Here is a 25,457-nt window from a genome sequence, read left to right as displayed (position 1 = left end):
CCCCTTTAATATTTTTTTATGAAAATTAAATGCTAATTTCAGAAATTAATCCAAGATTTCTCTATGGTTTAATAACAATTGCTTTCTAATTTCTTCTATAACTTCGTTGCTCAGAATATAGTAACGCTCCGTAGACCATTGCTGAAATATTCTTATATATCCAACGATTAAATATAATCTTTCTTTTGAATCAGTGTTTTCGCAATAATCAAGAATTAAATCATTAAGTAATTCGATTACTTTCTTGAAACGAATCACCTCTTCGGTTTGCTTGTACAAATTTAAACAAAAGGTCTTGTTCTCAGAAACATAATTAATAAAATTATTAATTACATCTTCAAACGTTTCACTATTTTCAGTAACTTTTTTCAATATTACTTCTTCAAAAACAGCTTTGTAGACATCCTCCATAAATCCGATTTCAGTATAAATGGTCAACATGTCTAGCTTCGATTCATTCGATAAATCATAAACCGTAAAACGTTCAAACCCAGGTGCTGATAATATATTACACACCGTCTGAATCACGCAATTTTTTGTATCATTCAAGCTTTTAGGCTCCATTCTTAAATTTGATAGCGCCTCATCTCTTGGTGCTCTATTATAGTATCAAACCACCACGTAATTAGATAGTCATTTTGTACAATTTATCAATTTACTTTGTTATAAAATTTGACTATTCAATAAATAAAAATTTAAAATCTATCAATATTTAACTATGCATTCTACTGTTAAATGCCCATTTATCAGAATTATAATTGACAGGTGAATTGTCTGAGGAGGAACCAATATGAATCGTAAACGAATCGCTCTATTAACCGGTCTAACACTTTTAACAGGTACCATAGTTAATACCACTAATCCATTACGTTACGCTACAAAAGCTCATGCTGAGGCTGCTCAGAACAAAACTAAATTGAAACCTCATTCCAAATACCCTGATATTTCAAAAGAACTGGATCTCACTTCGATGGAACAATATAGCAGCGTCAATCTGTTCATGAACGTGACCCTGAAAGATTTCTACGTCAAAGATTCAACAATTGACGACTATGGTCAATATCATCTACTATTGGCCCCTATCAAGAGCAGTAACCAATATTTTCTGATTGTGACTAAGTCTAAGCAGGCAATTAAAAAGAACCGTAAAATCAGCGTACAGGGATTTCTCAACGGTAAAACGAGAATCGATGATCAACAAATTAATGCTGGCTTGAATCAGAAGTATTTGAATAAGAAAGTTGTTTCAATGCTTGCTGACAATATCAGCTTGTAAAAATATTCAAACAGCCTAATCTAATCTGTCCCGTTAAGGTAAAATTGAATTATTAGACTAGAAATAAAGAAGGCTGTTTTATGGTTACCTATAAAGAAACATCACAAGCTATCTTGCAAGATAAAACAATATCCAATGCGCTCGATGCTGCAGGACTAACATATGAAGAGAAAATCAAATTAATTACCAAGATATTGTCAGTTAACAAATCAGTTTCATCATCGATCAAAAAACAAAGCTATCAGCATCTTCCCGATTCTTACATAGTTTTAGATGTAGAGACAACCGGCTTAACCAACTATGACGAAATTATTCAATTTGCTGCATTAAAGATTCAGGACAATCAAATTGCGGATACTTTTGACACTTATGTACATCCAACACATAAGAGAATAAGTCGAAATATCACTCGTTTAACTGGAATTGACAATGCGCTCGTCTCATCCTCACCAACTATTACTGATATAGTCCCCAATATTCTGTCCTTTATAAGCGATTATAGTATTGTCGGTCATAATGTTAACTTTGATCTTAGATTTCTAAGAAATGCAGGCATTGAAACAGATGACCATACGATTTTAGACACCCTACGATTGGCGAAACAAAACGATTTACCGGTTGCTAATTACAAGCTATCAACTTTAAAAGAATACTTCGGCGTTTCCAATAGATCTCACAATGCACTGAATGATTGTGAGACGACAAACATCGTATTTCAAAATCTAAAAAATGATTTGAAATCTGAAAAGTGATGCTTTTTATATTATGAATACTACTGAATACCTAACCCTAATCAGGGCTTAGGTATTTTTTCATATACCGACATTGGCCGTTGCCAAATGGAAAGATGTGATGCATCTGTGCAGAATGTTCACAAATATTGAGGATACAAAAAAAGCCTCAAACGTTGATATATCAACATTCAAGACTAACTGACATTCTATTCTAATGCCGGTGATCGGAGTCGAACCGATACTTCCTAGTGGAAACAGGATTTTGAATCCTGCGCGTCTGCCAATTCCGCCACACCGGCATAATATTACTAACTATCATGCCCGATTACTTTAGCATAACCAAAGGCGGTAACCGGATTTGAACCGGTGATGAAGGTTTTGCAGACCTCTGCCTTACCACTTGGCTATACCGCCATATTCATTTATTACAGCAATTGGGTTAGCTGGATTCGAACCAGCGCATGATGGAGTCAAAGTCCATTGCCTTACCGCTTGGCTATAACCCAATAAAAAAGGGCGGTATGTGGGAATCGAACCCACGTGTGTCGGTACCACAAACCGATGTGTTAACCACTTCACCAATACCGCCATGATAAAAGGTAGAAACAGGGATAGTAGGAATTGAACCCACACCGACGGTTTTGGAGACCGTAGTTCTACCTTTAAACTATATCCCTAAAAAATATGGAGGGGAGTGGATTCGAACCACCGAACCCGAAGGAGCGGATTTACAGTCCGCCGCGTTTAGCCAGACTTCGCTACCCCTCCAAAATGGCGCGGGACGGAATCGAACCGCCGACACATGGAGCTTCAATCCATTGCTCTACCAACTGAGCTACCGAGCCATTTAACGGTCCCTGCGGGAATCGAACCCGCGATCTCCTGCGTGACAGGCAGGCGTCCTAACCAACTAGACCAAGGAACCAAATTTAATTATTTGAAGCTAATTGCGGGAGCAGGATTTGAACCTACGACCTTCGGGTTATGAGCCCGACGAGCTACCAGACTGCTCCATCCCGCGATAATAAAAAAGTAAATCAACTGTTACCCACTAAGGAGGATGTGGGATTCGAACCCACGCGCCGCTTTCGCGACCTGACGGTTTTCAAGACCGTTCCCTTAAGCCGGACTTGGGTAATCCTCCATTGCTTAAAAAGTAAAACTATTAATATAATGATGCAACAGCATCAATGACCCCTACGGGATTTGAACCCATGTTACCGCCGTGAAAGGGCGGTGTCTTAACCACTTGACCAAGGGGTCATATCTAACGGAGAAGGAGGGATTTGAACCCTCGCGCCGCTTACGCGACCTACACCCTTAGCAGGGGCGCCTCTTCAGCCACTTGAGTACTTCTCCAGATATAGTGGGCCTAAATGGACTTGAACCATCGACCTCACGCTTATCAGGCGTGCGCTCTAAACCAGCTGAGCTATAGGCCCATAAAAGTGGCAAAGCGGGTGACGAGAATCGAACTCGCGACAACAGCTTGGAAGGCTGTGGTTTTACCACTAAACTACACCCGCATATTACCTTTGCGACTACTTCTACCATAGCAAACATATCGATCTGCTAACGGTCCCTGCGGGAATCGAACCCGCGATCTCCTGCGTGACAGGCAGGCGTCCTAACCAACTAGACCAAGGAACCAAATTTAATTATTTAAAACAAATTGCGGGAGCAGGATTTGAACCTACGACCTTCGGGTTATGAGCCCGACGAGCTACCAGACTGCTCCATCCCGCGATAACATTAACAAAATGCAAGGTCCATTCAAAATCGATGGACCCTGTAGGACTCGAACCTACGACCGAGCGGTTATGAGCCGCCTGCTCTAACCAACTGAGCTAAAGGTCCGGAATAAATAGCGGCGAAGGGGATCGAACCCCCGACCTCCCGGGTATGAACCGGACGCTCTAGCCAGCTGAGCTACACCGCCAAAAACTATGATACTGACAACATACATTGCCTATCGGGAAGACAGGATTCGAACCTGCGACCCCCTGGTCCCAAACCAGGTGCTCTACCAAGCTGAGCCACTTCCCGAAAATAAAACTAATGCACCTAGTAGGAGTCGAACCTACAACCTTCTGATTCGTAGTCAGACACTCTATCCAATTGCGCTATAGGTGCATATTCATTATAGTGCCGAGGACCGGAATCGAACCGGTACGGTAATTACTTACCGCAGGATTTTAAGTCCTGTGCGTCTGCCAGTTCCGCCACCCCGGCGTTACTATAATGAAAGCGGAAGACGGGATTCGAACCCGCGACCCCCACCATGGCAAGGTGATGTTCTACCACTGAACTACTTCCGCATTATGCCGACTAGAGGATTCGAACCTCCGACCCCCTGTTTACAAGACAGGTGCTCTGCCAACTGAGCTAAGTCGGCATAAAACGTTACTTTCATATTCTACTAAATGAAACACAATATCGCAACAACAATATTGAAATACGGGTGAAAGGACTTGAACCTTCATGTCCACTGGACACTAGAACCTAAATCTAGCGCGTCTGCCAATTCCGCCACACCCGCATGGTGTGTTATATATATGTTGCAAATGAGCCGTGACAGGTTCGAACTGTCGACCCTCTGATTAAAAGTCAGATGCTCTACCGGCTGAGCTAACGGCTCATGATATGGAGGATACAGGGATCGAACCTGTGACCTCCTGCTTGTAAGGCAGATGCTCTCCCAGCTGAGCTAATCCTCCATCATGAGACAGCGTAGCGACTCTCTATCCTCGCGGGTAGTTTCCCACCAACTACTTTCGACGCGGAGAAGCTTAACTTCTGTGTTCGGCATGGGAACAGGTGTATCCTTCTCACTATCGTCACTACACTGTATTCTACTATGACACTCGTACCCTGAAAACTAGATATTAAGAACAATGAATTAAATTTTGAATCACTTCGAACTGCTGTAAACTCTTTACTCGATTAAGTCCTCGATCTATTAGTACTGCTCAGCTCCATGTATCGCTACACTTCCACCCGCAGCCTATCCACGTCATAATCTCTAACGGATCTTACTTCCATAAAGGAATGGGAAATCTCATCTCGAGGGGGGCTTCACACTTAGATGCTTTCAGCGTTTATCCCTTCCATACGTAGCTACCCAGCGATGCGCCTGGCGGCACAACTGGTACACCAGAGGTATGTCCATCCCGGTCCTCTCGTACTAAGGACAGCTCCTCTCAAATTTCCTACGCCCGCGACGGATAGGGACCGAACTGTCTCACGACGTTCTGAACCCAGCTCGCGTACCGCTTTAATGGGCGAACAGCCCAACCCTTGGGACCGACTACAGCCCCAGGATGCGATGAGCCGACATCGAGGTGCCAAACCTCCCCGTCGATGTGAACTCTTGGGGGAGATAAGCCTGTTATCCCCAGGGTAGCTTTTATCCGTTGAGCGATGGCCCTTCCATATGGTACCACCGGATCACTAACTCCGACTTTCGTCCCTGCTCGACTTGTCAGTCTCGCAGTCAAGCTCGCTTATACGTTTACACTCTGCGAATGATTTCCAACCATTCTGAGCGAACCTTTGAGCGCCTCCGTTACATTTTAGGAGGCGACCGCCCCAGTCAAACTGCCCACCAGACACTGTCCCCCACCGCGCTAAGCGGCGTGGGTTAGAGTTTTCATATAACAAGGGTAGTATCCCACCAATGCCTCCTTCGAAACTAGCGTTCCGAAATCAACGGCTCCTACCTATCCTGTACATGTCACACAAAAACTCAATATCAAGCTACAGTAAAGCTCCATGGGGTCTTTCCGTCCTGTCGCGGGTAACCCGCATCTTCACGGGTATTATAATTTCACCGAGTCTCTCGTTGAGACAGTGCCCAAATCATTACGCCTTTCGTGCGGGTCGGAACTTACCCGACAAGGAATTTCGCTACCTTAGGACCGTTATAGTTACGGCCGCCGTTTACTGGGGCTTCAATTCTCAGCTTCGCAAAAGCTAACTGATCCTCTTAACCTTCCAGCACCGGGCAGGCGTCAGCCCATATACGTCATCTTACGATTTAGCATAGACCTGTGTTTTTGATAAACAGTTGTTTGGGCCTATTCACTGCGGCTGGCTGTTACACCAGCACCCCTTCTCCCGAAGTTACGGGGTCATTTTGCCGAGTTCCTTAACGAGAGTTCACTCGCTGACCTTAGGATACTCTCCTCGACTACCTGTGTCGGTTTGCGGTACGGGTAGTTTATTTCTAACTAGGAACTTTTCTCGGCAGTGTGAGTTACTGTGCTTCGCTACTAAAATTTCACTCCCCATCATAACTTGTCCTTAAAGGTAAAAGCATTTGACTCTTACCAAGACTTGCTATTTGGACGCGCATATCCATCAGCGCGCACACATCATCCTCCTGCGTCCTTCCATCGTTCAAACAAAATAAACTAGTACGGGAATATCAACCCGTTATCCATCGATTACACCTCTCGGTCTCATCTTAGGCCCCGACTAACCCTGGGAGGACGAGCCTTCCCCAGGAAACCTTAGTCTTTCGGCCGACCAGATTCTCACTGGTCTTTCGTTACTCATACCGGCATTCTCACTTCTAAGAACTCCACTGCTCCTCACGGTACAGCTTCAATGCTCTTACAACGCTCTCCTACCACGTGTCTTACGACACATCCACAGTTTCGGTATCATGCTTAGCCCCGGTACATTTTCGGCGCAGAATCACTCGACTAGTGAGCTATTACGCACTCTTTGAATGAATGGCTGCTTCTGAGCCAACATCCTAGTTGTCTATGCGTTTCCACATCCTTTTCCACTTAGCATGAATTTTGGGACCTTAACTGGTGATCTGGGCTGTTTCCCTTTCGACGGTGGATCTTATCACTCATCGTCTGACTCCCGGGTATAGATTGATGGTATTCGGAGTTTATCTGAATTCAGTAACCCAAGACGGGCCCCTAGTCCAAACAGTGCTCTACCTCCATAATCCTAATCCCCGAGGCTAACCCTAAAGCTATTTCGGAGAGAACCAGCTATCTCCAAGTTCGTTTGGAATTTCACCGCTACCCACAACTCATCCCAGCATTTTTCAACATACACGGGTTCGGTCCTCCAATGCGTTTTACCGCATCTTCAACCTGGTCATGGGTAGGTCACTTGGTTTCGGGTCTACATCAACATACTTAGTCGCCCTATTCAGACTCGCTTTCGCTACGGCTCCGACTTTTCATCTTAACCTTGCATGTTAACGTAACTCGCCGGTTCATTCTACAAAAGGCACGCCATCACCCATTAACGGGCTCTGACTACTTGTAGGCACACGGTTTCAGGATCTATTTCACTCCCCTTCCGGGGTACTTTTCACCTTTCCCTCACGGTACTGGTTCACTATCGATCACTAGGGAGTATTTAGCCTTGGGAGATGGTCCTCCCAGATTCCGACGGAGTTTCTCGTGTTCCGCCGTACTCAGGATACTGAATGGAGTGGGTCAGATTTCGTTTACGAGGCTTTCACTCTCTTTGGCCAAGCTTTCCAACTTGTTCAACTATCATTACCTTTTGTTCTCACAACATCAGTCCTACAACCCTAAAGAGCAAGCTCTTTAGTTTGGGCTATTCCCGTTTCGCTCGCCGCTACTCAGGGAATCGAATTTTCTTTCTCTTCCTGCAACTACTTAGATGTTTCAGTTCATTGCGTGTTCCTCTTGATTGCTATGTATTCACAAACAAGTAAATATCCATTACGATATTTGGGTTCCCCCATTCGGAAATCCCCGGATCAAAGCTTACTTACAGCTCCCCGAGGCGTATCGTCGTTAGTTACGTCCTTCATCGGCTCCTAGTGTCTAGGCATCCACCGTGCGCCCTTTATAACTTAATCTTGACAAAATATGAAATTAATCATTTTTATCGCGCAGTTTTCGGTGTTTCTTTAATTCATTATTTCTTAATATCCAGTTTTCAAGGTACGAGTTTGAGGGTAGACCCCTCAAAACTAAACAAAGTTTTAACAATTGTGTATTTCCGTTGATGCTTACGCATCATATCCTTAGAAAGGAGGTGATCCAGCCGCAGGTTCTCCTACGGCTACCTTGTTACGACTTCACCCTAATCATTTGTCCCACCTTAGACGGCTAGCTCCCCGAAGGGTTACCCCACCGGCTTTGGGTGTTACAAACTCTCATGGTGTGACGGGCGGTGTGTACAAGGCCCGGGAACGTATTCACCGCGGCATGCTGATCCGCGATTACTAGCGATTCCAGCTTCATGTAGGCGAGTTGCAGCCTACAATCCGAACTGAGATCGGTTTTAAGTGATTTGCTTGCCCTCGCGAGTTCGCAGCACGTTGTACCGACCATTGTAGCACGTGTGTAGCCCAGGTCATAAGGGGCATGATGATTTGACGTCGTCCCCACCTTCCTCCGGTTTGTCACCGGCAGTCTCACCAGAGTGCCCAACTGAATGCTGGCAACTGATAATAAGGGTTGCGCTCGTTGCGGGACTTAACCCAACATCTCACGACACGAGCTGACGACAACCATGCACCACCTGTATCCATGTCCCCGAAGGGAAAGACTAATCTCTTAGCTTTTCATGGTATGTCAAGACCTGGTAAGGTTCTTCGCGTTGCTTCGAATTAAACCACATGCTCCACCGCTTGTGCGGGCCCCCGTCAATTCCTTTGAGTTTCAATCTTGCGATCGTACTCCCCAGGCGGAGTGCTTAATGCGTTAGCTGCAGCACTGAAGGGCGGAAACCCTCCAACACTTAGCACTCATCGTTTACGGCATGGACTACCAGGGTATCTAATCCTGTTTGCTACCCATGCTTTTGAATCTCAGCGTCAGTTACAGACCAGAAAGCCGCCTTCGCCACTGGTGTTCTTCCATATATCTACGCATTCCACCGCTACACATGGAGTTCCACTTTCCTCTTCTGCACTCAAGTTTACCAGTTTTCGAAGCACTTCCTCGGTTGAGCCGAGGGCTTTCACTTCAAACTTAATAAACCGCCTACATTCTCTTTACGCCCAATAAATCCGGACAACGCTTGCCACCTACGTATTACCGCGGCTGCTGGCACGTAGTTAGCCGTGGCTTTCTGGTTGAATACCGTCAGTACGTGAACAGTTACTCTCACGCATGTTCTTCTTCAACAACAGAGTTTTACGATCCGAAAACCTTCTTCACTCACGCGGCATTGCTCCATCAGGCTTTCGCCCATTGTGGAAGATTCCCTACTGCTGCCTCCCGTAGGAGTTTGGGCCGTGTCTCAGTCCCAATGTGGCCGATTACCCTCTCAGGTCGGCTACGTATCATTGCCTTGGTGAGCCTTTACCTCACCAACTAGCTAATACGCCGCGGGTCCATCCAAAAGCGATAGCAGAGCCATCTTTTAAACTACGATCATGTGAAAGTAGTTGTTATGCGGTATTAGCACTTGTTTCCAAATGTTATCCCCCACTTTTGGGCAGGTTACCCACGTGTTACTCACCCGTCCGCCACTCACTTAGATCCGATTCATGAAGCAAGCTTCAATCATCGGGAAAGTTCGTTCGACTTGCATGTATTAGGCATGCCGCCAGCGTTCGTCCTGAGCCAGGATCAAACTCTCATATTAAAAGTTTGTGACTCAATAAAAATATTAAATACTAGCGAATTGACTTCGTTGTAAATCCAACAAATAAATGTTGGCCTACACAATTTTAGTGTTAAAACTTTGTTCAGTTTTCAAAGGTCTACCAGCTGATTAAGCGCTTACGCTCATCAGCGACTTAATTATTTTATCAAGCTGACAAATGAATGTCAAGAACTTTTTAAAATAATTTTTCTAACAATCTATCAAACAAATGATAAATTGTTAGAAGTTATCTAATAGACAACTTAATTATCATATCGAAGTTACAAGACCAAGTCAAGAACTTTTTTAAAATAATTAAAGGCGATTAAGATAAGCAATTAAGCTTGAATCCGTTGACGCCGTTGTCATCTGTCGCAACAACAAGATATATATTACCAATTAGATTAAGTGTGCGCAACCCTTTTTTACAAAAAAGTTGAATTTTTTTCATTTTTCTCTGAAATCTGCTTTAAAGCGGCCTTTACCCAGGCATCTTTATGCATTGCAATCGTCTTATAGCCTATCTTATTGCGATAATCCGTCCAGAAATGCTTGTGTAAAATAGGTCTTCCTATCTTCTCTGGCTGCAAAGCTCGCATTGATAAACTTATCTGTTGATTGTATTCATCAATACCCATTACAATTACATTAACCTTATCTCCGACTTTGTACTTACTATTAAGATCAGATACAAAGCCATGTTTTAATTCCGATATATGGATTAAGCCTTGATACTCATCATCTAGCTTTACAAAAACTCCATATGATTGAATACCCGAGATGGTTCCAGTTAGTTTATCTCCAATTCGCATTAACTTTCCTCCCGCATTGAATTTTAAAATGTGTAACAATGTATCTATAGATTATATAACAGAAAATGGTGACTAAGATTATGAATGACAAAATTTATGACATTTCAATTATCGGTGGTGGTCCTGCTGGTATGTTTGCAGCCTACTTCGCCCGTTTGCGAAATCTAAAGGTAGCTTTAATAGAAAGTTTACCAAAATTGGGCGGTCAACCGGAAACACTTTACGCTCAGAAACATATATACGATGTGGCTGCACTTCCTAAGATATCTGGTACTGACTTAACCAAGCAACTTAACGAACAGTTAGACATTATGAACTGTGACCAATACCTTAATACATCTGTTTCTTCTATAGATAGAAAAGACGACATTTGGGAACTGACTACTAATAATGAAACCATCTATACTAAAGCTATCATTATTGCTATTGGTAATGGTGCTTTCAAACCTCGCAAGTTAACTTTTGATTATGATCCTACTATAGAAGAAAACAATCTCGATTACTTCGTCAATAGCATTGAATCTTTCAAGAATAAAGATGTCATCGTTGCTGGCGGTGGCGATTCTGCTGTTGATTGGTCAATTGACCTTTCCAACATTGCTAAACGTACTTTCCTAGTTCATCGTCGTAATAAGTATCGTGCTATGGAATCAAGTGTTGCCAAGCTGGAACAATCTAGTGTTGAACAACTCAATCCCTATATCATTAAAGGGCTTAACTACAACCCAGACAATCATGACAAAATTGATGTTACTTTAAAAATGATTAAGTCAGATGATATTAAAGTCGTGACCGCAGATAAACTACTAGTCAATTATGGCTTTGTATCTGATTCTAAGATACTTCATGACTGGAACGTTGAATTAAATGGTCCATTCATCAAAGTATCTCAAGAAATGGAAACCAATTTACCAAATGTCTTCGCTATCGGTGACATCGTAACTTACCCTGGAAAGTTGCAATTGATTGCGACAGCATTTGCTGAAGGTCCCATTGCAGTCACTAAAGCCTTACGTAACCTTTACCCAGAGAAGAATTACTTCGAACACAGTACTTCTATTTTCGAGAAATAATCTTTAATTTCCATTAATTTTAAAGTTATTTTAAGTTATGCTGGTATAATGAAGTTTAATTTGAATTTTGGAGTTGATTGATTGAGTTACATAATGGGTTTGGTTGATTTTATCTTGCACATTGATCACCACATGGTCAATATCGTAAATAATTTCGGCTTGTGGACATATTTAATACTATTTCTGATTATCTTTATTGAAACCGGCGTTGTTATCCTACCGTTTCTACCCGGAGATTCCTTAATCTTCGCAGCAATGGCGTTAGCCGCTAATCCTAAATATGGACTGATTTCTTGGTTGATGTTCTTAATTTTCCTAGCAGCAGCTGTTTTGGGAGATTCAATGAACTACGAAATTGGTGAACATTTTGGGGAATACGCGACGAAGAACAAATACCTCGGTAAACTTATCAATAAAGATCACTTGGACGAAGCGCATCATTTCTTTGAAAAACATGGTGGTAAAACAATCGCCATCGGTCGTTTCATCCCCTTAATTAGAACTTTCGTACCTTTCGTTGCTGGTAGTGGAACAATGCATTACGGAACATTCTTGAAATTCAATTTCATCGGTGCTTTCCTATGGGTTCTAGTTTGTTCAGCTGCTGGTCACCTATTTGGTAACATTCCAGTCGTGCAAGAACACTTCTCAATGATTATCATCGGTATCGTGATTGTTTCATTAGTTCCTATCTTAATCACAGCCATCAAAAATAGAAAAAAGAAAACAGCTTAGGGAATTCCTAGGCTGTTTTTTCGTCTCCAACGGTTAGAATATTCATCTGCACATCCCTTTAAAAGCATTAAACTATCGGATGCAATGTATCAAGACAATCAAAAAGCAGTAATCCCTTTCGATAAATAAAGGATTACTGCTTTTTAGTTTGTTCTTACTAATAATAGTTAACTTCTAACCTTTTTCTGTCGAGCTTTCCAAAAGTTTAATCCTTCAAAAATCACGAAGAATAAAACAAAGCACTGTGTAAAGAAGTCCTCTGGCAAGATATTGATTACTGGGTCCTTATTCGGATCAAACAACCAATCGCTATTACGAAAGAGTACTTCATGGAAAATTACGAAAAATTGATCAAAGTTTAGCAACATCATAATTGCTAACACTATCCCAAATATTCCAATCCACAAAAAAATGCGATTGAATCGTGCACGAATCTTATGAAATTTAGCTACTATAATACCGCTAATAATAAAGACTCCGAAATTCAATAGGAAGAGCTTTTTACAATCGAGAAAATGTAACCGACCGGCCGCTGAAGAACCGAAGTCGCTCAAATGCCAATGCCAGTTGAACGGATTAATTAAATAATCCATCATCTGCATATAGTTTTTCATAATCGTGCCGTACTTCATCTCGACAATTTGGTCTAGATTGTAATGCTTAATATCAAATGCAAACAGCGGATAACTGGCAAAGATAGTTACCGTAATAGCTGCTGTTAACAAAAAGAATGCTAATGCAACAGTGTACAAAAGATCCTTTTGTAAGTTAGACATCCCATTGATCCAGACTTTCTACCTGATGAGTTGGCTTGATTGGCGCATTATCGATATCTTCGTGTGTGCTGACACCAGTATTTACCCAAAGAGTATCGACACCAGCGTTGATTCCACATTTAATATCAGTATTGTAGTTATCGCCGACCATGACAGCTTTCTTAGGGTCAAAGTCACGAGCTTTGGCAGCAAAGTCAATAATGTCACGTTCTGGCTTACCAATATAGTGAGCCTTTTGTTGAGTTGAAGTTTCGACTAGTGAAATTACAGAACCAGCGCCAGGCACGAGTCCTCGCTCATTAGGCAAGTTAGTATCGGCATTAGTTCCAATAAAGAAGGCCCCACGCTTGATTGCTAGAGTTGCTAACTCAAATTTATGATACGTAACGTCATAGTCCAATCCGACAATAACAACATCTGGATCGACTTCATTTAACTTGATACCTGTACTAAAGACAGCACTCTTCAAACCATATTCACCGATTACATAAGCACTGTGATTTTCTATATCGTCACCAAACATATTTTGAATATAAGCTGCTGTAGCTAATGATGGTGTCAAAACTTGCTCAGCCTTAGCTGTAATTTGATGATTGTTCATCAAATTATCAGCCACTTGTTGAGGAGTTTTGGTTGTATTGTTCGTTAAGTAGTAGTAATTGATTCCCGCATTGTTTAAGTTGTCGATGAAAACTTTAGCTTCAGGAATTTTGTCCTTACCGCGATACATTGTTCCATCTAAATCAATTAAATATGTTTGATACTTCATTTATTCTTCTCACCTATTTTTCTAATTTTAAAAGTCTTCTTGGTCGAAGTCGTCTTCTTATTAGAATTATTCGTTCGACGTTTGGAAACTTTAGCTTTTCTATGTTGATTATTATTATTGTGTGGCTTATTAGGCTTGTTCTCCGCCTTAGCACGTGTTGTAGTCCGTGTGCGGAATTTATGTGTATGCGTGTGCGCACTGTGACTGTTATTGCGATTATTACTGTTGTTCTTGCGATGATTATTGTTTCTCAATGGCGCTTTTTTAACCTTTTCCAAGACAAAATAAGCACAGCCAAAATTACAATACTCCAACAAGTAATCTTCCAAATGAGAAATACGATTCTCTAGCGTACTTTCATTTCGTTCGTCTTCATAAAATCCTTTAAAACGCAACTGATCATAACCCCAGTCGCCGACAATATAATCATATTTTTCAAGAACATTGTTATAACGTTCTTCAATTCTTTCTTCACTAAAACCACTATCATGGTTTTCTACTATTCGATATTGCGTTTTGTCGATTGAAATCAAATTATCATCTAGTTTGATTACATCGACCAATTTAGTAGTAGCGGTGTTATCTTCAATTTCCTGCAAGTAATCACCTCAAATCGGATATTTTTTGCTTAAGTAATCACCGAATACGCCCCGCAAAAAGTCGGGATACATAATTTCATTGTCACCTGAAATCTCAATTGATGGGAAATAAGGTACAAATAAGTAGTGATCCAACAATGCTAAAGTATACTCTTGATTTTTATCTAATTCTGCACCGTTTATATAAACATTGCGTTTACTGTCAATCTCAATGCCACGATAAACTAGTTCGCCAAATATCTTACCACGAAAACCCATTCCTTTTTGCATATGATTACGTAAAAACATACGATTCTTTTCCATTTCCATTACTAGGCGCCAAACATTGTCACCGGTCATGGTTGTTTTCATAACGTGAATCGCATGGGGCAAGACATCGTGTAAGTTTTTCTCAGTTACAATGCCTTTAGGCAAATCTTCCAAAAATAGTCCGGAACTCAAAACGGCCACATCAGTCTGGGCGTAATCCTGAACCGCATTCAGTGCCTCTTGCATAATAGAATGTTTGGCTTGATAGTCGACGCTCAAAGTTTCTGGTAAATTAGCGACCTGCTTTTCATCCAATAAAGACTCACCCTTATCAAATTGATGCTTTATCCATGCCGCATCCTCAGGTTGTTCTGCCAAGGTAGATGTTGCCACTGTGAAAGCTGACTTAGCGGTGACTTGCTTTTGGTCATCAAGTTCCATATTAATGGTACCGACGTTTTGACCATACTTACCGGCTGCCGCTAGCAAAACTCCATTATCCATCTCACCTTTTGGAAATAGATGATGCGTGTGAGCTCCGATAATGACATCAATTTCCGGATGCTTCTTGGCAATCAGACGATCCATCGATACACCCAAGTGCGATAGCAAAATTATGACATCACAGTCTTTAACTAATTCCAGAGACTTTGGCAACATTTCTTGAATCAATCTAATATCCCAATTCAACAGTGGATACGTCAAAATATATGGTGCCGTTAACCCCATGACACCAATCGTTGTACCCTTTTTAGTCGTAAATATCTTAGCTGGCTTGGCAAAATCAGCCAAACGATTAGGTTCTTTTTCATAGAGATTATTTAAAATAACAGGAAAATTAGCATGGTCGTACAGATGTTCCAAATGCTCGTGACTATTTCCTAAACCTTCATTATTACCAATTGTGGCCGCATCATAATGCAGTGGATTCATCCATTCGATATTAGCTTGACCATTGGTAGCCTCACTCAAAGGATGAGCACGGTCCATGGCATCACCAATATCGAACAAATAGAAATCATCAGCCTGACTATCTTGACGTGATTGGTTGATGAAACGTTCAAGTCGTGGAAAGTTTTCGAAGTGAGAATGTAAATCATTCGTATGAACTATCTGAATTTTTTCCATAATATCCTACTTTCTCTGTAATCTAACTAAATATTCCGTCTACAGAGATGGGAAGTATTGCGCCTGCTGTGCGACCGACTCGAGCCAAAGTTCGGTCTCGTCCCTCGGTTTGAAGCTTCGCACAACCCGCGAGTCTCCAAACTCGCCCGGTGGTGTAATTGCTAAAGTAATAACGCCACTTCCACTGCTGGTGAATACTTCCCATCTCTTCCGACTAGTGGAGTATAGCTTTCATATCTAGACATAATCAGTCTTCTATCTTTGGATAAAGCGAATGTAACTTTATGCGTGCATCTGCTGTTGTAAATTGCCAATCTATTGATAGATTCTTTTCATTACGTTCGCTACACCATGTTGTCACTTCTTGACGTAGTTGTTTGATTTCTGGAATACGCCGATTCAGACATTGACGACTCAACAAGTTCAAGCCAATTTCAGCTATATTTAACCAGCTCCCATGCTTGGGTGTGTAGTGTATTTCTAATTTACCAGCCAATCGACGAGCCTCTTTTGGCTCGAAACGTTGATATAGTGATCCTATTTTATGAATATTCAAATTATCCATTACTAAAATTATTTTATCGGCAGATGGGTACAGGTCATCCACCAACCATTTTATAACCTCCGCGAAATCGCGTGAGGTTCTGCGTTTTCGGACGTCCACATATTGTTTACCGGTTAATGGTTCAATCAAACTGATTATTGCGCAATACCCATTACGAGTGTATTCATAGTCAATTTTCTTGGGTTTCATTCTACGAGTTGGAAGTGGTTTGGAAACATCGCCGTGAAGTACATACGGCTTCTCATCCAAACAAACTAATGGTCGATTACTATCATATGGTAGGGCATATGTGTCTAGAACATCCTCCATGTGGGCAACGTATTCACCATCATCTGGCTTGGGGTTCGCCCAACTCTCTACTTGGTATGGTTTAATTTCATTTTTTTAAGCTTGCGTGCAATGGCATCACGCTTCACAGGATGTTCGAGTATAGTCGCTGACTTTTCTTCCAATAAGCTATATGACCATCTCGTGTAGCCTTCTGGAGCGGGGCCACAGGCTAACGCAATCAGTTTTGCCTCATCTTCTGCTGTTAATTTTTGGTTTGCGTGATCCGAATTACTATTACGTTTTATAGTGATGGCCTCATCGATACCGCCTTCGAAGAAAAGGTTGATGACGGCATAAACCACTCCAGTACTGCAACGATTCATCTTAGCCACTTCAATTCTAGTCATGATTTCACCATGAGATTCATCTAAGTCTAGCAATACTTGAATCCGACGTTTGACGGTTTTATTAAGACTTTTAGAATTCAAAAGATTTTTTAGACGAGTAACTTGATCATCAGAAAGAAAAATATGTTGTTTAACTGGTCTGTTATTCGATTTCATGAGGATTGTCCTTTTTGAATTGATTATATCGAAATACAGATATGAAAGCTACGCTCCACTAGTTAATCGGTAATAATGAAATGAAAATGTATATAAAAGTATTTACATTTCATTATTTTAATCGATGAGATATTTGTTACTGGTCATCATCTTGCATCTCGCTGCAATCTAGCCATATCTTTTTGCTTCTTAGCATACATTTCCAAAATCTCTTCACCACGTAAAGGCGAACCCCATGGCAAATCTTCTGACAAATAATCACGTTCAGGCGCATCGACACCAACGTTGATATTTTCAGCAATCGGTACAGCGTAATGATGAATATGTCCGTGCAAATTGATAATCTTATCGACTTTTCCTAAAAGCATTGGATAGTGTGTGCAATAAAATTGGTGATGATCAAACTTCAACAGTGAACCGACATCCTCAAACTCAAATCTTGGCTTACCATCGGCCATCGTTTCATTGTGCTTATCCAAAAATTTAAAGAGTGAACGATAATCATGATTTCCCTTGATCAGAGTCATATGCCCATTCAATTGGCGCAACATATCATAAGTTTCTTCATCAGTTGGTGTGTTCTGTGGGCGCATTGAAATATCACCCAAATGATAAACTCGGTCATTTTCATCAACTCGAGCATTCCAAGCATCAATCATAGCCTGATTCATTTCATCAACGTTACCGAAATGACGTGGTGCAAAATTATTAGGCTCTAATAATTGATAATGATAAAAATGTGTATCGGCTATAAAATAATTCATTATTCAGCGTTATCTTCCTTTGAAATTATTCGGTTAGCTTTTAAGATTTCATTGAATGCATCCCGAACTTTACCCTCAGGTTTCTTGTATTCAACCCATTCTTTTAAATTCATTGGTGGAACTGTATAATTTGCGTTGACGTAATCCTCGTAGACAGTAACCGCTGAAGAATGTGGAATGTTAAGTTTCAAAATCCTAACTTCTTTAATCATACCAAGTTCTGCAGCCTTTTCTGCACGACCATTCATAACGATATTGGCAAGTTCATAATACTTAGTGCCATCATTACGAGTAATTTGTTCAATTATATCTAACGTCTGTTTCTCATTGTCCATTCTTAATACCTCACGTTTAAAAATATCCCGTCTCCAGAGCCGAGAGTATTTCGCCTGCTGTGCGACCGGCTCGAGCCAAAGTTCGGTCTCGAGCCTCGATTTTGAGCTTTGCAAAAACCGCAAATCTCAAAATACGTCGGTGGTGTAATGGCTAAAGCCATAACGCCACTTCCACTGCTGGTGAATACTCTCAGCTCTTCCGACTAATTTGTTTCCTCATTATTAATAATAATCATTCAGAGTTGTTTTAATATATACTGAATAGATTACAGCTGTTTCCATAAAAACATTTTTCATACGCGTGGTGCTAGTTAAGTATGCCGTCTACAGAGCTGGGAAATATTCTCAAGCTGTGCGGAACGGTCCGAGCCAAAGTGCGGTCTCGAACCTCGGTTTGAAGCCTTGACACAGTTCGTCAAGTCTCCAAACACGTCCGGTGGTATAAGTACGGAAGATTCCTTCCGTACTTATACCACTACCACGGCACACAAATATTTCCCAGCTCTTCCGACTAATTAATCTTTATTAATTGAATGTGAAAGCATTTAAATAATTTTAGACTATAAAATATTTGTAACAGGTTATCAACTAGCACCATGCGTATTTTTCATATCTATTCTAGTTCATTCAACCTATAGACTTGTAAATCGTTTGATTAATTGGAAATAGTAGTAACAAAACCAACATCACTTACTATTTTAGATATATATATATTCATACCAAGTATGAATCATAAGCCAAAAATGCACTAGCCTCCGGTCGTCAGGAATATAGTACGCTGTGGAGGTGGCGTTAGAGCTTTAGCTCTTACACCACAGGGCGAGTTTTGAGATTCGCGTACTTTGCGAAGCTCAAAATCGAGGTTCGAGACCTTGGCTCGGACCGGTCCTCATAGCGGACTATATTCCTGACGACCGGAGGCGGCCCAAACACCAGCCTTACTACAGTATATAATATCTAAAAACTTAGGGAGTTAATTATGATTTCAAAAAGTTTCAATCTTTTCAAAATATCGCTAGCTTTATTAATTTTTATCTTTGCTAGTGGTTTTACCGTCATTGGTCACCGTGGCGATCCAATCAATGCTCCCGAAGAAACATTTGAGAGTTTTGATAAAGCTTTCTCTGAAGGGGCCGATTACGTTGAACTCGATTTGCACGTTTCCAAAGATAATGTCTTAGTTGTTTCTCATGACCGAGACCTTGAGCGTGTTACTGGTACTTCGGAAATTGTCTCGCAACACAACTTCTCTGAACTAGCTCAGTTAAATCAGAAGAATGGCGAGCCTATTCATAGTTTGAACCAAGTCTTTGAACATTACAAAAATAATCCTAAAGCTAAGTTTTTAATTGAAACTAAAAAAACTAAAAAGGGTAATCCACAAAATATGGAAGCCTTGCTCAAACAAGTTATCGACACTTATGGCATGCAAAACCGTGTTATGTTCCACTCCTTCTCAACTAAGAGTTTGGAAAATGAAGCACAATTGATGCCTGACATCCCTCGGATTTTCATTGCTGGGACAACTAAACGAATCAATTTTGATATTTTGCAATACGTTACTGGCGTTAATGTGTCATCTAATATTGTTACGCCGCAAATTATTGATACGATGCATTTTATGGGCAAGAGCATTTACGTTTGGGATGAAATGAATGAGAGTCCTAAGAAGTGGAATACGTTGATCAACATGCCGATTGATGGTGTGGTCACCAACTACCCTGCTACTGGTAACGAATATCGTCAGCTCAAGGACCAGTCAAAATCCGAAGCGCTCAATCAGAATGTCTATTACATGAGCAGTCAAAAGGAAACTATTTATGAGAACCCTTACCGTTTAATTAAAACTGGCAAAACTGTTAATCCGCTTGATGGCTATCACATCACTAATATCATCAAGTTTAATGGTGAGAAATACGTTCAACTTGGCGAAAACAAATTTGCTAACGCGACCGGCTTTAACTCTGAATATGCCTTACGTGATTTGCGTCAATATTTTGGTGCTAAAGTAGTCTTTCGTAATCAACAACCAGATAACTTCCTATATAGTGACCCGACCGATTCAAATTCAATCGTCAATCGCTTAGAAGCCAACAAGCCACAACGTATCATTACGATTCAAAAGTATGGCACACAAACTTGGCTCAAGTTAAAAAATGGCTGGATCAATGCCCATAATGTTTTGATTCAACTGAATCCTGAATCATATTTTGGGAATAATTCATTAGACAGTTATCAGGATTTACCTCGTGGCCAAAGAATCAAAAATATTGATTTATTACAGGATTTTGCAAACTTTAAACCAACTGGTGACCAAAGTTTAAAAAATGCCAGTCTAATCAGAGAAATCAACAACTTTTATATTAATTTCTCGGTTAATAATGACAACGATTCCATAAATAAAATTTAGGTAGATTAGCCTTTAAGGTCAACCTTTGGTAAAATATAAAAAACTCGTGTGGAGGTCAAAGATATATGTCTATAGATTGGGAAAAGGAAGTTTCACATCGTTCAGATGAACTAATAAATGATCTTTCTGAATTAGTAAGTATTGATAGTTCTAGAGATACAGAACACAAGACTAGCGATTATCCACTAGGACCTGGACCAGCAAAAGCTCTACAAACATTTTTACACTTTGCAGATCGTGATGGTTTCGCAACTAAGAACGTCGACAATCTTGCCGGAAGAATTGAACTTGGGGACAGCGACGATGCCATCGCCATTTTAGCTCACGTGGATGTTGTGCCTGAAGGACCAGGTTGGAACACTAACCCATTTGAACCAGTTATCAAAGATGGTAACTTTTATGCTCGTGGTGCTTCAGATGATAAAGGACCTAGTTTAGCTGCCTACTACGCTATGAAAATTATCAAAGAACTCAACTTGCCCACAAGCAAGAGTGCCCAATTGATTTTAGGAACTGACGAAGAGAGCGAATGGGTCGGTATGAACCACTACATGGAAAAGGAAACTTTGCCAGAAACTGGTTTCTCGCCCGACGCTGAATTCCCTGCCATCAATGGTGAAAAAGGAATCGTCTCATTCAGAGTTAATTTCCCAACACCAACTATCGGCTTAGTTAAAAACTTTGTTGCCGGAATCAGACCTAACATGGTTCCTCAAAACGCTGAATCAGACCTTGATTTGACTAAAGTTTCTGTTGAAGATGTTAAAGCTAACCTTAACGACTTCTTAGCAGCAAATCCTGAAATCAAAGGTAGCGTAACCGTTACAGACGACATTGCCTCAGTTAAGATTATTGGTAAAGGAGCTCATGCCATGGAACCATACAATGGTATCAATGCCGCAACTTACCTAGCTAAATTCCTAACTGCCTTTGACTTGAATGATAGTGAAAAACTTTACTTCTCATTTATTGCCAACGACTTACACTTAGATTTTGCCGGCAAACACTTAGGTATTGCCAACAAAGATGATGTCATGGGTGAATTAACACTCTCACCTAACATTTATGAATACGATGCTGACAAGGCTAACATCTTGTTAAACATCCGTTATCCAAAAGGTGACACAGGCGAAACATTGACTGACAAGATTAACAAAGCCTTACCAGAAAATGTTTCCGCCGCTATTGAAGGACACAACCAATTACCACACTTTGTTGCTGCAGATGATCCATTGGTTCAAGCACTTGTTGGAGCCTACCGTGATCACACAGACGACGATACCGAACCATTTACAGTCGGTGGTGGTACTTATGGACGTATCTTAAAACATGGTATTGCCTACGGTGCAATGTTCCCTGGTGACGAAAACGTCATGCATCAACCTAACGAATATATTAATCTCGATAAACTAATGAAGTCGACTGCTATTTACGCAGATGCTATTTACCGTTTGATTAAATAAATTAAAACTAGAGCTATTACAACAATGAATGAATATAATCTTCATATTTAAACATTTAATTAATACAAACAAATATCTAATCATTTGAAAATAAATTAAATTAGTCGGAAGGGATGAGAATATTAACCCGCTGTGGGTGTGGCGTTAGAGCTTTAGCTCTTACACCACCGGGCGAGTTTGGAGACTTACCGGGTTATGGTAAGGCTTCAAAACCGAGGTTCGAGACCGCACTTCGGCTCGGACCGGCCCGCATAGCAGGTTAATATTCTCATCCCTGTAGACGGCCTTAAATAACAATTCAAAAAGTTCTGTAGAAGTACTTTTCTACGGAACTTTTTTTGTTTTTACACTTCTAAATCGATTTTATTATATAATTACGGTATGTAACTTTTTAAGGGAGCTTATTTAAAAGTGAAAAATTTATGGAATAGCATTGTCGACAGCTTCAAAAGTATCAAGAGCTGGTCTGATTTTGCTAAGAAAGCTAATCTAACGATTGAAGTTATTCGCAGGATAATCCTCTACTCGCTCGCCGGGTTATTGATTATTATGAGTTTAGCAATCGGTTTAGGTATGGGCTATGTTTCTGCTTTGACTAACAAAGTAGATGTACCAACCAAACATGAAATGCAGACTGAACTTCAAGACGTTAATAATTCAGCCACTTTATATTTTGCCAATGGCGAAAAGGTTGAAAGTCTCCAAAAGGACCTTGAAGGTAAGAAAATTTCCCTTTCAGAGATGTCTCCTTACTTGAAGAAAGCTATCGTCTCAACTGAAGATAGCGACTTCTACCGTCACAAAGGTGTCGTTCCAAAGTCTATTTTTAGAGCCGTAATTTCTGACGTTACCGGTATCGGTGCGCAAACTGGTGGATCAACTTTGACACAGCAAACAGTTAAGATGCAGATGTTATCATCGGAAACGACTTGGAAACGTAAAGCCGTTGAAATCTTCCTAGCTATGCGTGTTGATAAATACTTCAGCAAGGAAGAGATCTTGCAAGATTATTTGAACGCTGCAACCTTTGGACGTAACAATAAGGGTCAAAATATTCAAGGTGTCCAAGCTGCTGCTCAAGGATTGTTTGACAAAAATGCCGGTGACTTGAACTTGGCTGAATCAGCCTTTATCGCCGGTTTGCCACAAAGTCCTTCAATCTATACACCATACGATTTACGTGGTCGCGTTAAAGATGACATTAGTCTTGGTTTAAAGCGTAAAGATATCGTTTTGTATCGGATGTATCGTGATAATCAAATTACCGAATCCCAATACAATGCTGCTAGAAAGTTTGACTTGAAGTCTGATTTCCAAAAGCCTGCCAAACTAAGCAGCAGAGAAATCAAGTATGGCTATCTATACAACACATTATCTGAACAGGCACGCACGATTTTGATCAAACGTTTAGCCAAAAATGATGGTGTTAAATACAGCGATGTCGTCAAAGATGAAAATCTCTACAAGAACTACTCGACACAAGCTGACAATGAATTACACAATAAGAATTACAAGATTTACAGTACTGTTGATAAGAAATTGTATGAAGCAATGAATGACCAAGCCCAACAATTTAAGGGTAACTTGGGAACGGTCCACTCTGATGACGCAACTGATCCAACAACTGGTAGAGCTGTCAAAGTATCCGAGCCAGTTCAAAATGGTTCTGTCTTACTTGATAACAAAACTGGTCAAGTTCTAGCATTCGTTGGTGGTGTTAACTTCAAGAAATCACAATTGAACCATGCGTTTGATACAAAACGATCACCTGGTTCTTCAATTAAGCCATTGATTACCTTTGCACCCGCAATTGAAAATGGTTTGATTGGTTCTCAAACAATGTTGGCCGATTTTAAGACTTCATTTAAGAAGTATTCTCCAACTGACTATGGTGAAACGATTCAAAACCGCTTTGTCTCAGCTAGAGAAACTTTGGAAGAATCATACAACATTCCTTCAGTTAACTTGTACAACTACATCAAGCAAAACGATGTTCATTCTAAGAAGTACATGGAAAAGATGGGTATTCACTTATCTAACAAAGAATACAACCAATTAGGTATTACCTTAGGTGGTACTGAAAATGGTGTGACTGTGCTTCAACAAGCCAGTGCTTTCTCAACTTTTGCCAACAAAGGTGTCCATGTTGACCCTTACGTTGTTGCCAGAGTTTCAGATCCCGCCGGCAAGACGATTTACAAACACAAGGGTTCTAATACTCGTGTCTTCAGTAAACAAACATCTTACATTATCAAAAATATGTTACATGGAGTCGTTACTAAAGGTACTGCCTCTGCCCTATCATATGAAGCTAACTTCAATACCAAGAATCTCTTTGGTAAAACTGGTACTTCAAACGATTATCGAGATAACTGGTTTATTGGTAGTACTCAAGGTGTCACAATGGCTTCATGGATCGGTTACGATAACTTCTATGGCAATAATTACAACCTAGCAAGTAATTCAACCGATATTAACCAAGAGCTCTGGGCGAAGATGGCCAATGCCGTTTACAAAGAAGATAAGAATACCTTTAACACTAAAGAAGCTTTCAACAAGCCCGAAGGTGTTAGATCTTATAAAGTTGATAAAGAAACTGGTACATACACCGGTTCAATCGGCTACAACGGTATTACGACAAAAGTTAACCAACACACCACTAATTCCTTGTTCTATAAAGGTAGCCCTAAGAATATGTCATACGATGAATTTGCTATCGGTGCTAAAGATAAGAATTACAAACTATTCTGGGATAATTACTTTGGTCGTAGCAATGGTTATGCTGTGGTTAAGCAGATCGGTTCAAATGACAAATCCGCTGACGAATTAGCCAATGAAAATGGTAGTGGACGTACTTCAGGATTCAGTAACAGCACTAATAGCAATGAATCATCCGAAGTCGTAACTAACAACTCATCATCGACAACAAGCAGCAACAATAACCAAACAAATTCAACAACCTCAAATGGTTCATCAGAAACAGGTACTGGATCCGGCTCTGGGTCAGGTTCAGGTGCTGGGTCTGGAAATGGCTCAACATCAACTGATACTGGCGACACAGGTTCAACTGGTTCTGAAGGTGGATCATCATCTGGAACTGGTGATACAGGTACCGCAGGTGGCGGCGCTGATGCTGGTGAGACACCGGCAGCTGGCGCGTAGAGAGTGGAGACAGGGCGGTTAGCTCCCGAGCATTTGCGTAGCTTCACGAATTATCCGCGCACTTTGCGGATGATTTGGGAAGCTATGCAAAGCGGAAGGAGTTGCCCTGTCGGAACTCGTTTTAGACCCACCGCATATATAATATAAAAAAAACTAAAGCCCCAAGGTCAGAACAGAC

Annotated in this window: 17 protein-coding genes, 26 tRNA genes and 3 rRNA genes; 7 read left to right on the top strand and 39 right to left on the bottom strand. The window is 40.9% G+C overall.

From position 1 onward, the window contains the following. Positions 1 to 45: 45 nt before the first annotated feature. Positions 46 to 549 carry a hypothetical protein gene (locus tag JP39_RS03000; RefSeq protein WP_137619793.1) on the bottom strand — a complete coding sequence of 168 codons (504 nt, stop codon included), beginning with the start codon at positions 547 to 549 and terminating at the stop codon, positions 46 to 48. Positions 550 to 790: 241 nt separating this feature from the next. Here JP39_RS03000 and JP39_RS02995 point away from each other — a divergent pair, with 241 nt between their 5' ends. Continuing rightward, positions 791 to 1,276, top strand: a complete 486-nt coding sequence (locus JP39_RS02995) for a hypothetical protein (protein WP_041501686.1) — start codon at positions 791 to 793, stop codon at positions 1,274 to 1,276. Positions 1,277 to 1,356: 80 nt separating this feature from the next. Continuing rightward, positions 1,357 to 2,028, top strand: coding sequence for a 3'-5' exonuclease (locus JP39_RS02990; RefSeq protein ID WP_048699164.1), 672 nt, complete (start codon positions 1,357 to 1,359; stop codon positions 2,026 to 2,028). Positions 2,029 to 2,225: 197 nt separating this feature from the next. Here JP39_RS02990 and JP39_RS02985 read toward each other — a convergent pair. The 30 genes from JP39_RS02985 to JP39_RS02840 form a co-directional block, all read right to left on the bottom strand. After that, positions 2,226 to 2,309, bottom strand: a tRNA-Leu gene (locus tag JP39_RS02985). 44 nt (positions 2,310 to 2,353) lie between these two features. Continuing rightward, positions 2,354 to 2,424 (bottom strand) — tRNA-Cys (locus JP39_RS02980). A 20-nt stretch (positions 2,425 to 2,444) separates the two neighbouring features. After that, positions 2,445 to 2,516: transfer RNA gene (locus JP39_RS02975), tRNA-Gln, on the bottom strand. 9 nt (positions 2,517 to 2,525) lie between these two features. Further along, a tRNA-His gene (locus JP39_RS02970) sits at positions 2,526 to 2,598 on the bottom strand. Between the two features lie 18 nt (positions 2,599 to 2,616). Next, positions 2,617 to 2,687, bottom strand: a tRNA-Trp gene (locus tag JP39_RS02965). 8 nt (positions 2,688 to 2,695) lie between these two features. After that, positions 2,696 to 2,778: transfer RNA gene (locus JP39_RS02960), tRNA-Tyr, on the bottom strand. A gap of 4 nt (positions 2,779 to 2,782) precedes the next feature. Beyond that, a tRNA-Phe gene (locus JP39_RS02955) sits at positions 2,783 to 2,855 on the bottom strand. A 6-nt stretch (positions 2,856 to 2,861) separates the two neighbouring features. After that, positions 2,862 to 2,935 (bottom strand) — tRNA-Asp (locus JP39_RS02950). Between the two features lie 22 nt (positions 2,936 to 2,957). Next, a tRNA-Met gene (locus JP39_RS02945) sits at positions 2,958 to 3,031 on the bottom strand. A gap of 33 nt (positions 3,032 to 3,064) precedes the next feature. After that, positions 3,065 to 3,154, bottom strand: a tRNA-Ser gene (locus JP39_RS02940). 47 nt (positions 3,155 to 3,201) lie between these two features. Beyond that, positions 3,202 to 3,273: transfer RNA gene (locus JP39_RS02935), tRNA-Glu, on the bottom strand. Positions 3,274 to 3,281: 8 nt separating this feature from the next. Then, a tRNA-Ser gene (locus JP39_RS02930) sits at positions 3,282 to 3,369 on the bottom strand. 8 nt (positions 3,370 to 3,377) lie between these two features. Beyond that, positions 3,378 to 3,452, bottom strand: a tRNA-Ile gene (locus JP39_RS02925). 13 nt (positions 3,453 to 3,465) lie between these two features. Then, positions 3,466 to 3,536: transfer RNA gene (locus tag JP39_RS02920), tRNA-Gly, on the bottom strand. Between the two features lie 50 nt (positions 3,537 to 3,586). Continuing rightward, positions 3,587 to 3,660, bottom strand: a tRNA-Asp gene (locus JP39_RS02915). A gap of 22 nt (positions 3,661 to 3,682) precedes the next feature. Next, a tRNA-Met gene (locus JP39_RS02910) sits at positions 3,683 to 3,756 on the bottom strand. A 37-nt stretch (positions 3,757 to 3,793) separates the two neighbouring features. Further along, positions 3,794 to 3,867 (bottom strand) — tRNA-Ile (locus tag JP39_RS02905). Between the two features lie 8 nt (positions 3,868 to 3,875). Next, a tRNA-Met gene (locus JP39_RS02900) sits at positions 3,876 to 3,949 on the bottom strand. A gap of 33 nt (positions 3,950 to 3,982) precedes the next feature. Further along, positions 3,983 to 4,056, bottom strand: a tRNA-Pro gene (locus JP39_RS02895). Between the two features lie 13 nt (positions 4,057 to 4,069). After that, a tRNA-Arg gene (locus tag JP39_RS02890) sits at positions 4,070 to 4,143 on the bottom strand. Between the two features lie 13 nt (positions 4,144 to 4,156). Beyond that, positions 4,157 to 4,242, bottom strand: a tRNA-Leu gene (locus tag JP39_RS02885). A 14-nt stretch (positions 4,243 to 4,256) separates the two neighbouring features. Next, a tRNA-Gly gene (locus tag JP39_RS02880) sits at positions 4,257 to 4,328 on the bottom strand. Positions 4,329 to 4,332: 4 nt separating this feature from the next. After that, a tRNA-Thr gene (locus tag JP39_RS02875) sits at positions 4,333 to 4,405 on the bottom strand. Between the two features lie 61 nt (positions 4,406 to 4,466). Continuing rightward, positions 4,467 to 4,549: transfer RNA gene (locus JP39_RS02870), tRNA-Leu, on the bottom strand. A gap of 26 nt (positions 4,550 to 4,575) precedes the next feature. Then, positions 4,576 to 4,648, bottom strand: a tRNA-Lys gene (locus tag JP39_RS02865). A 6-nt stretch (positions 4,649 to 4,654) separates the two neighbouring features. Then, positions 4,655 to 4,727, bottom strand: a tRNA-Val gene (locus tag JP39_RS02860). Between the two features lie 11 nt (positions 4,728 to 4,738). Then, positions 4,739 to 4,855 (bottom strand): 5S ribosomal RNA (gene rrf, locus JP39_RS02855). A gap of 94 nt (positions 4,856 to 4,949) precedes the next feature. Next, positions 4,950 to 7,867: ribosomal RNA gene (locus JP39_RS02850) — 23S ribosomal RNA — on the bottom strand. 172 nt (positions 7,868 to 8,039) lie between these two features. Then, positions 8,040 to 9,606: ribosomal RNA gene (locus JP39_RS02845) — 16S ribosomal RNA — on the bottom strand. Together the 16S, 23S and 5S rRNA genes with 26 tRNA genes alongside form the textbook arrangement of a ribosomal RNA operon. 425 nt (positions 9,607 to 10,031) lie before the next feature. Further along, positions 10,032 to 10,418, bottom strand: a complete 387-nt coding sequence (locus tag JP39_RS02840) for a CvfD/Ygs/GSP13 family RNA-binding post-transcriptional regulator (protein ID WP_041501565.1) — start codon at positions 10,416 to 10,418, stop codon at positions 10,032 to 10,034. 80 nt (positions 10,419 to 10,498) lie between these two features. Here JP39_RS02840 and JP39_RS02835 point away from each other — a divergent pair, with 80 nt between their 5' ends. Both JP39_RS02835 and JP39_RS02830 read left to right on the top strand, forming a co-directional pair. After that, on the top strand, positions 10,499 to 11,491 hold the full coding sequence (locus JP39_RS02835; RefSeq protein WP_041501564.1) for an NAD(P)/FAD-dependent oxidoreductase: 993 nt from the start codon (positions 10,499 to 10,501) through the stop codon (positions 11,489 to 11,491). Positions 11,492 to 11,581: 90 nt separating this feature from the next. After that, the gene (locus JP39_RS02830) at positions 11,582 to 12,226 is read left to right on the top strand and encodes a DedA family protein (RefSeq protein WP_174795716.1); all 645 of its coding nucleotides are present in this window, start codon (positions 11,582 to 11,584) and stop codon (positions 12,224 to 12,226) included. A gap of 167 nt (positions 12,227 to 12,393) precedes the next feature. On the opposite strand, the gene JP39_RS02825 is transcribed toward JP39_RS02830, so the two are convergent. From JP39_RS02825 to JP39_RS02790, 8 genes are all read right to left on the bottom strand, one after another. Then, the gene (locus JP39_RS02825) at positions 12,394 to 13,002 is read right to left on the bottom strand and encodes a TIGR01906 family membrane protein (RefSeq protein WP_041501562.1); all 609 of its coding nucleotides are present in this window, start codon (positions 13,000 to 13,002) and stop codon (positions 12,394 to 12,396) included. Next, the gene (locus JP39_RS02820; protein ID WP_041501561.1) at positions 12,995 to 13,771 is read right to left on the bottom strand and encodes a TIGR01457 family HAD-type hydrolase; all 777 of its coding nucleotides are present in this window, start codon (positions 13,769 to 13,771) and stop codon (positions 12,995 to 12,997) included. The genes JP39_RS02825 and JP39_RS02820 overlap by 8 nt, the downstream gene beginning before the upstream one ends. Beyond that, complete coding sequence (locus JP39_RS02815; protein ID WP_053085049.1) at positions 13,768 to 14,370, bottom strand: YutD family protein; 603 nt, start codon at positions 14,368 to 14,370, stop codon at positions 13,768 to 13,770. The genes JP39_RS02820 and JP39_RS02815 overlap by 4 nt, the downstream gene beginning before the upstream one ends. 9 nt (positions 14,371 to 14,379) lie before the next feature. After that, on the bottom strand, positions 14,380 to 15,747 hold the full coding sequence (locus tag JP39_RS02810; protein WP_041501559.1) for a bifunctional metallophosphatase/5'-nucleotidase: 1,368 nt from the start codon (positions 15,745 to 15,747) through the stop codon (positions 14,380 to 14,382). A 247-nt stretch (positions 15,748 to 15,994) separates the two neighbouring features. Further along, positions 15,995 to 16,687, bottom strand: a complete 693-nt coding sequence (locus tag JP39_RS02805; protein WP_137619794.1) for an IS630 family transposase — start codon at positions 16,685 to 16,687, stop codon at positions 15,995 to 15,997. After that, the gene (locus JP39_RS02800) at positions 16,669 to 17,145 is read right to left on the bottom strand and encodes a helix-turn-helix domain-containing protein (RefSeq protein WP_041501689.1); all 477 of its coding nucleotides are present in this window, start codon (positions 17,143 to 17,145) and stop codon (positions 16,669 to 16,671) included. Before JP39_RS02800 ends, JP39_RS02805 begins: the two co-directional genes overlap by 19 nt. A gap of 146 nt (positions 17,146 to 17,291) precedes the next feature. Beyond that, positions 17,292 to 17,909, bottom strand: coding sequence for a metallophosphoesterase family protein (locus JP39_RS02795; RefSeq protein WP_041500028.1), 618 nt, complete (start codon positions 17,907 to 17,909; stop codon positions 17,292 to 17,294). Further along, entirely contained in the window at positions 17,909 to 18,244 is a 336-nt protein-coding gene (locus JP39_RS02790) for a hypothetical protein (protein ID WP_041500029.1), read from the bottom strand. Before JP39_RS02790 ends, JP39_RS02795 begins: the two co-directional genes overlap by 1 nt. A gap of 979 nt (positions 18,245 to 19,223) precedes the next feature. Here JP39_RS02790 and JP39_RS02785 point away from each other — a divergent pair. The 3 genes from JP39_RS02785 to JP39_RS02775 all read left to right on the top strand — a co-directional run bounded on the left by JP39_RS02785 (position 19,224) and on the right by JP39_RS02775 (position 25,279). Further along, positions 19,224 to 20,654, top strand: a complete 1,431-nt coding sequence (locus tag JP39_RS02785) for a glycerophosphodiester phosphodiesterase (RefSeq protein WP_041500030.1) — start codon at positions 19,224 to 19,226, stop codon at positions 20,652 to 20,654. A 65-nt stretch (positions 20,655 to 20,719) separates the two neighbouring features. Beyond that, a complete protein-coding gene (pepV, locus tag JP39_RS02780; RefSeq protein WP_041500031.1) occupies positions 20,720 to 22,117 on the top strand; it encodes a dipeptidase PepV in 1,398 nt (465 codons plus the stop codon). A 411-nt stretch (positions 22,118 to 22,528) separates the two neighbouring features. Then, positions 22,529 to 25,279, top strand: coding sequence for a transglycosylase domain-containing protein (locus JP39_RS02775; RefSeq protein ID WP_041500032.1), 2,751 nt, complete (start codon positions 22,529 to 22,531; stop codon positions 25,277 to 25,279). Positions 25,280 to 25,457 lie beyond the last annotated feature (178 nt).

This window comes from Companilactobacillus heilongjiangensis (genome assembly GCF_000831645.3).
In the GTDB taxonomy this organism is placed as follows: domain Bacteria; phylum Bacillota; class Bacilli; order Lactobacillales; family Lactobacillaceae; genus Companilactobacillus; species Companilactobacillus heilongjiangensis.
This window is presented reverse-complemented; position numbering and strand designations above follow the sequence as displayed.

What these genes read in the sequence shown, in the direction of transcription:
- JP39_RS02995 (WP_041501686.1), top strand. Translation starts at nt 791, where the DNA reads ATGAATCGTAAACGAATCGCTCTATTAACCGGTCTAACACTTTTAACA.
- JP39_RS02990 (WP_048699164.1), top strand. Translation starts at nt 1,357, where the DNA reads ATGGTTACCTATAAAGAAACATCACAAGCTATCTTGCAAGATAAAACA.
- JP39_RS02840 (WP_041501565.1), bottom strand. Translation starts at nt 10,418, where the DNA reads ATGCGAATTGGAGATAAACTAACTGGAACCATCTCGGGTATTCAATCA.
- JP39_RS02835 (WP_041501564.1), top strand. Translation starts at nt 10,499, where the DNA reads ATGAATGACAAAATTTATGACATTTCAATTATCGGTGGTGGTCCTGCT.
- JP39_RS02825 (WP_041501562.1), bottom strand. Translation starts at nt 13,002, where the DNA reads ATGTCTAACTTACAAAAGGATCTTTTGTACACTGTTGCATTAGCATTC.
- JP39_RS02820 (WP_041501561.1), bottom strand. Translation starts at nt 13,771, where the DNA reads ATGAAGTATCAAACATATTTAATTGATTTAGATGGAACAATGTATCGC.
- JP39_RS02810 (WP_041501559.1), bottom strand. Translation starts at nt 15,747, where the DNA reads ATGGAAAAAATTCAGATAGTTCATACGAATGATTTACATTCTCACTTC.
- JP39_RS02800 (WP_041501689.1), bottom strand. Translation starts at nt 17,145, where the DNA reads ATGAAATCGAATAACAGACCAGTTAAACAACATATTTTTCTTTCTGAT.
- JP39_RS02795 (WP_041500028.1), bottom strand. Translation starts at nt 17,909, where the DNA reads ATGAATTATTTTATAGCCGATACACATTTTTATCATTATCAATTATTA.
- JP39_RS02790 (WP_041500029.1), bottom strand. Translation starts at nt 18,244, where the DNA reads ATGGACAATGAGAAACAGACGTTAGATATAATTGAACAAATTACTCGT.
- JP39_RS02785 (WP_041500030.1), top strand. Translation starts at nt 19,224, where the DNA reads ATGATTTCAAAAAGTTTCAATCTTTTCAAAATATCGCTAGCTTTATTA.
- pepV (WP_041500031.1), top strand. Translation starts at nt 20,720, where the DNA reads ATGTCTATAGATTGGGAAAAGGAAGTTTCACATCGTTCAGATGAACTA.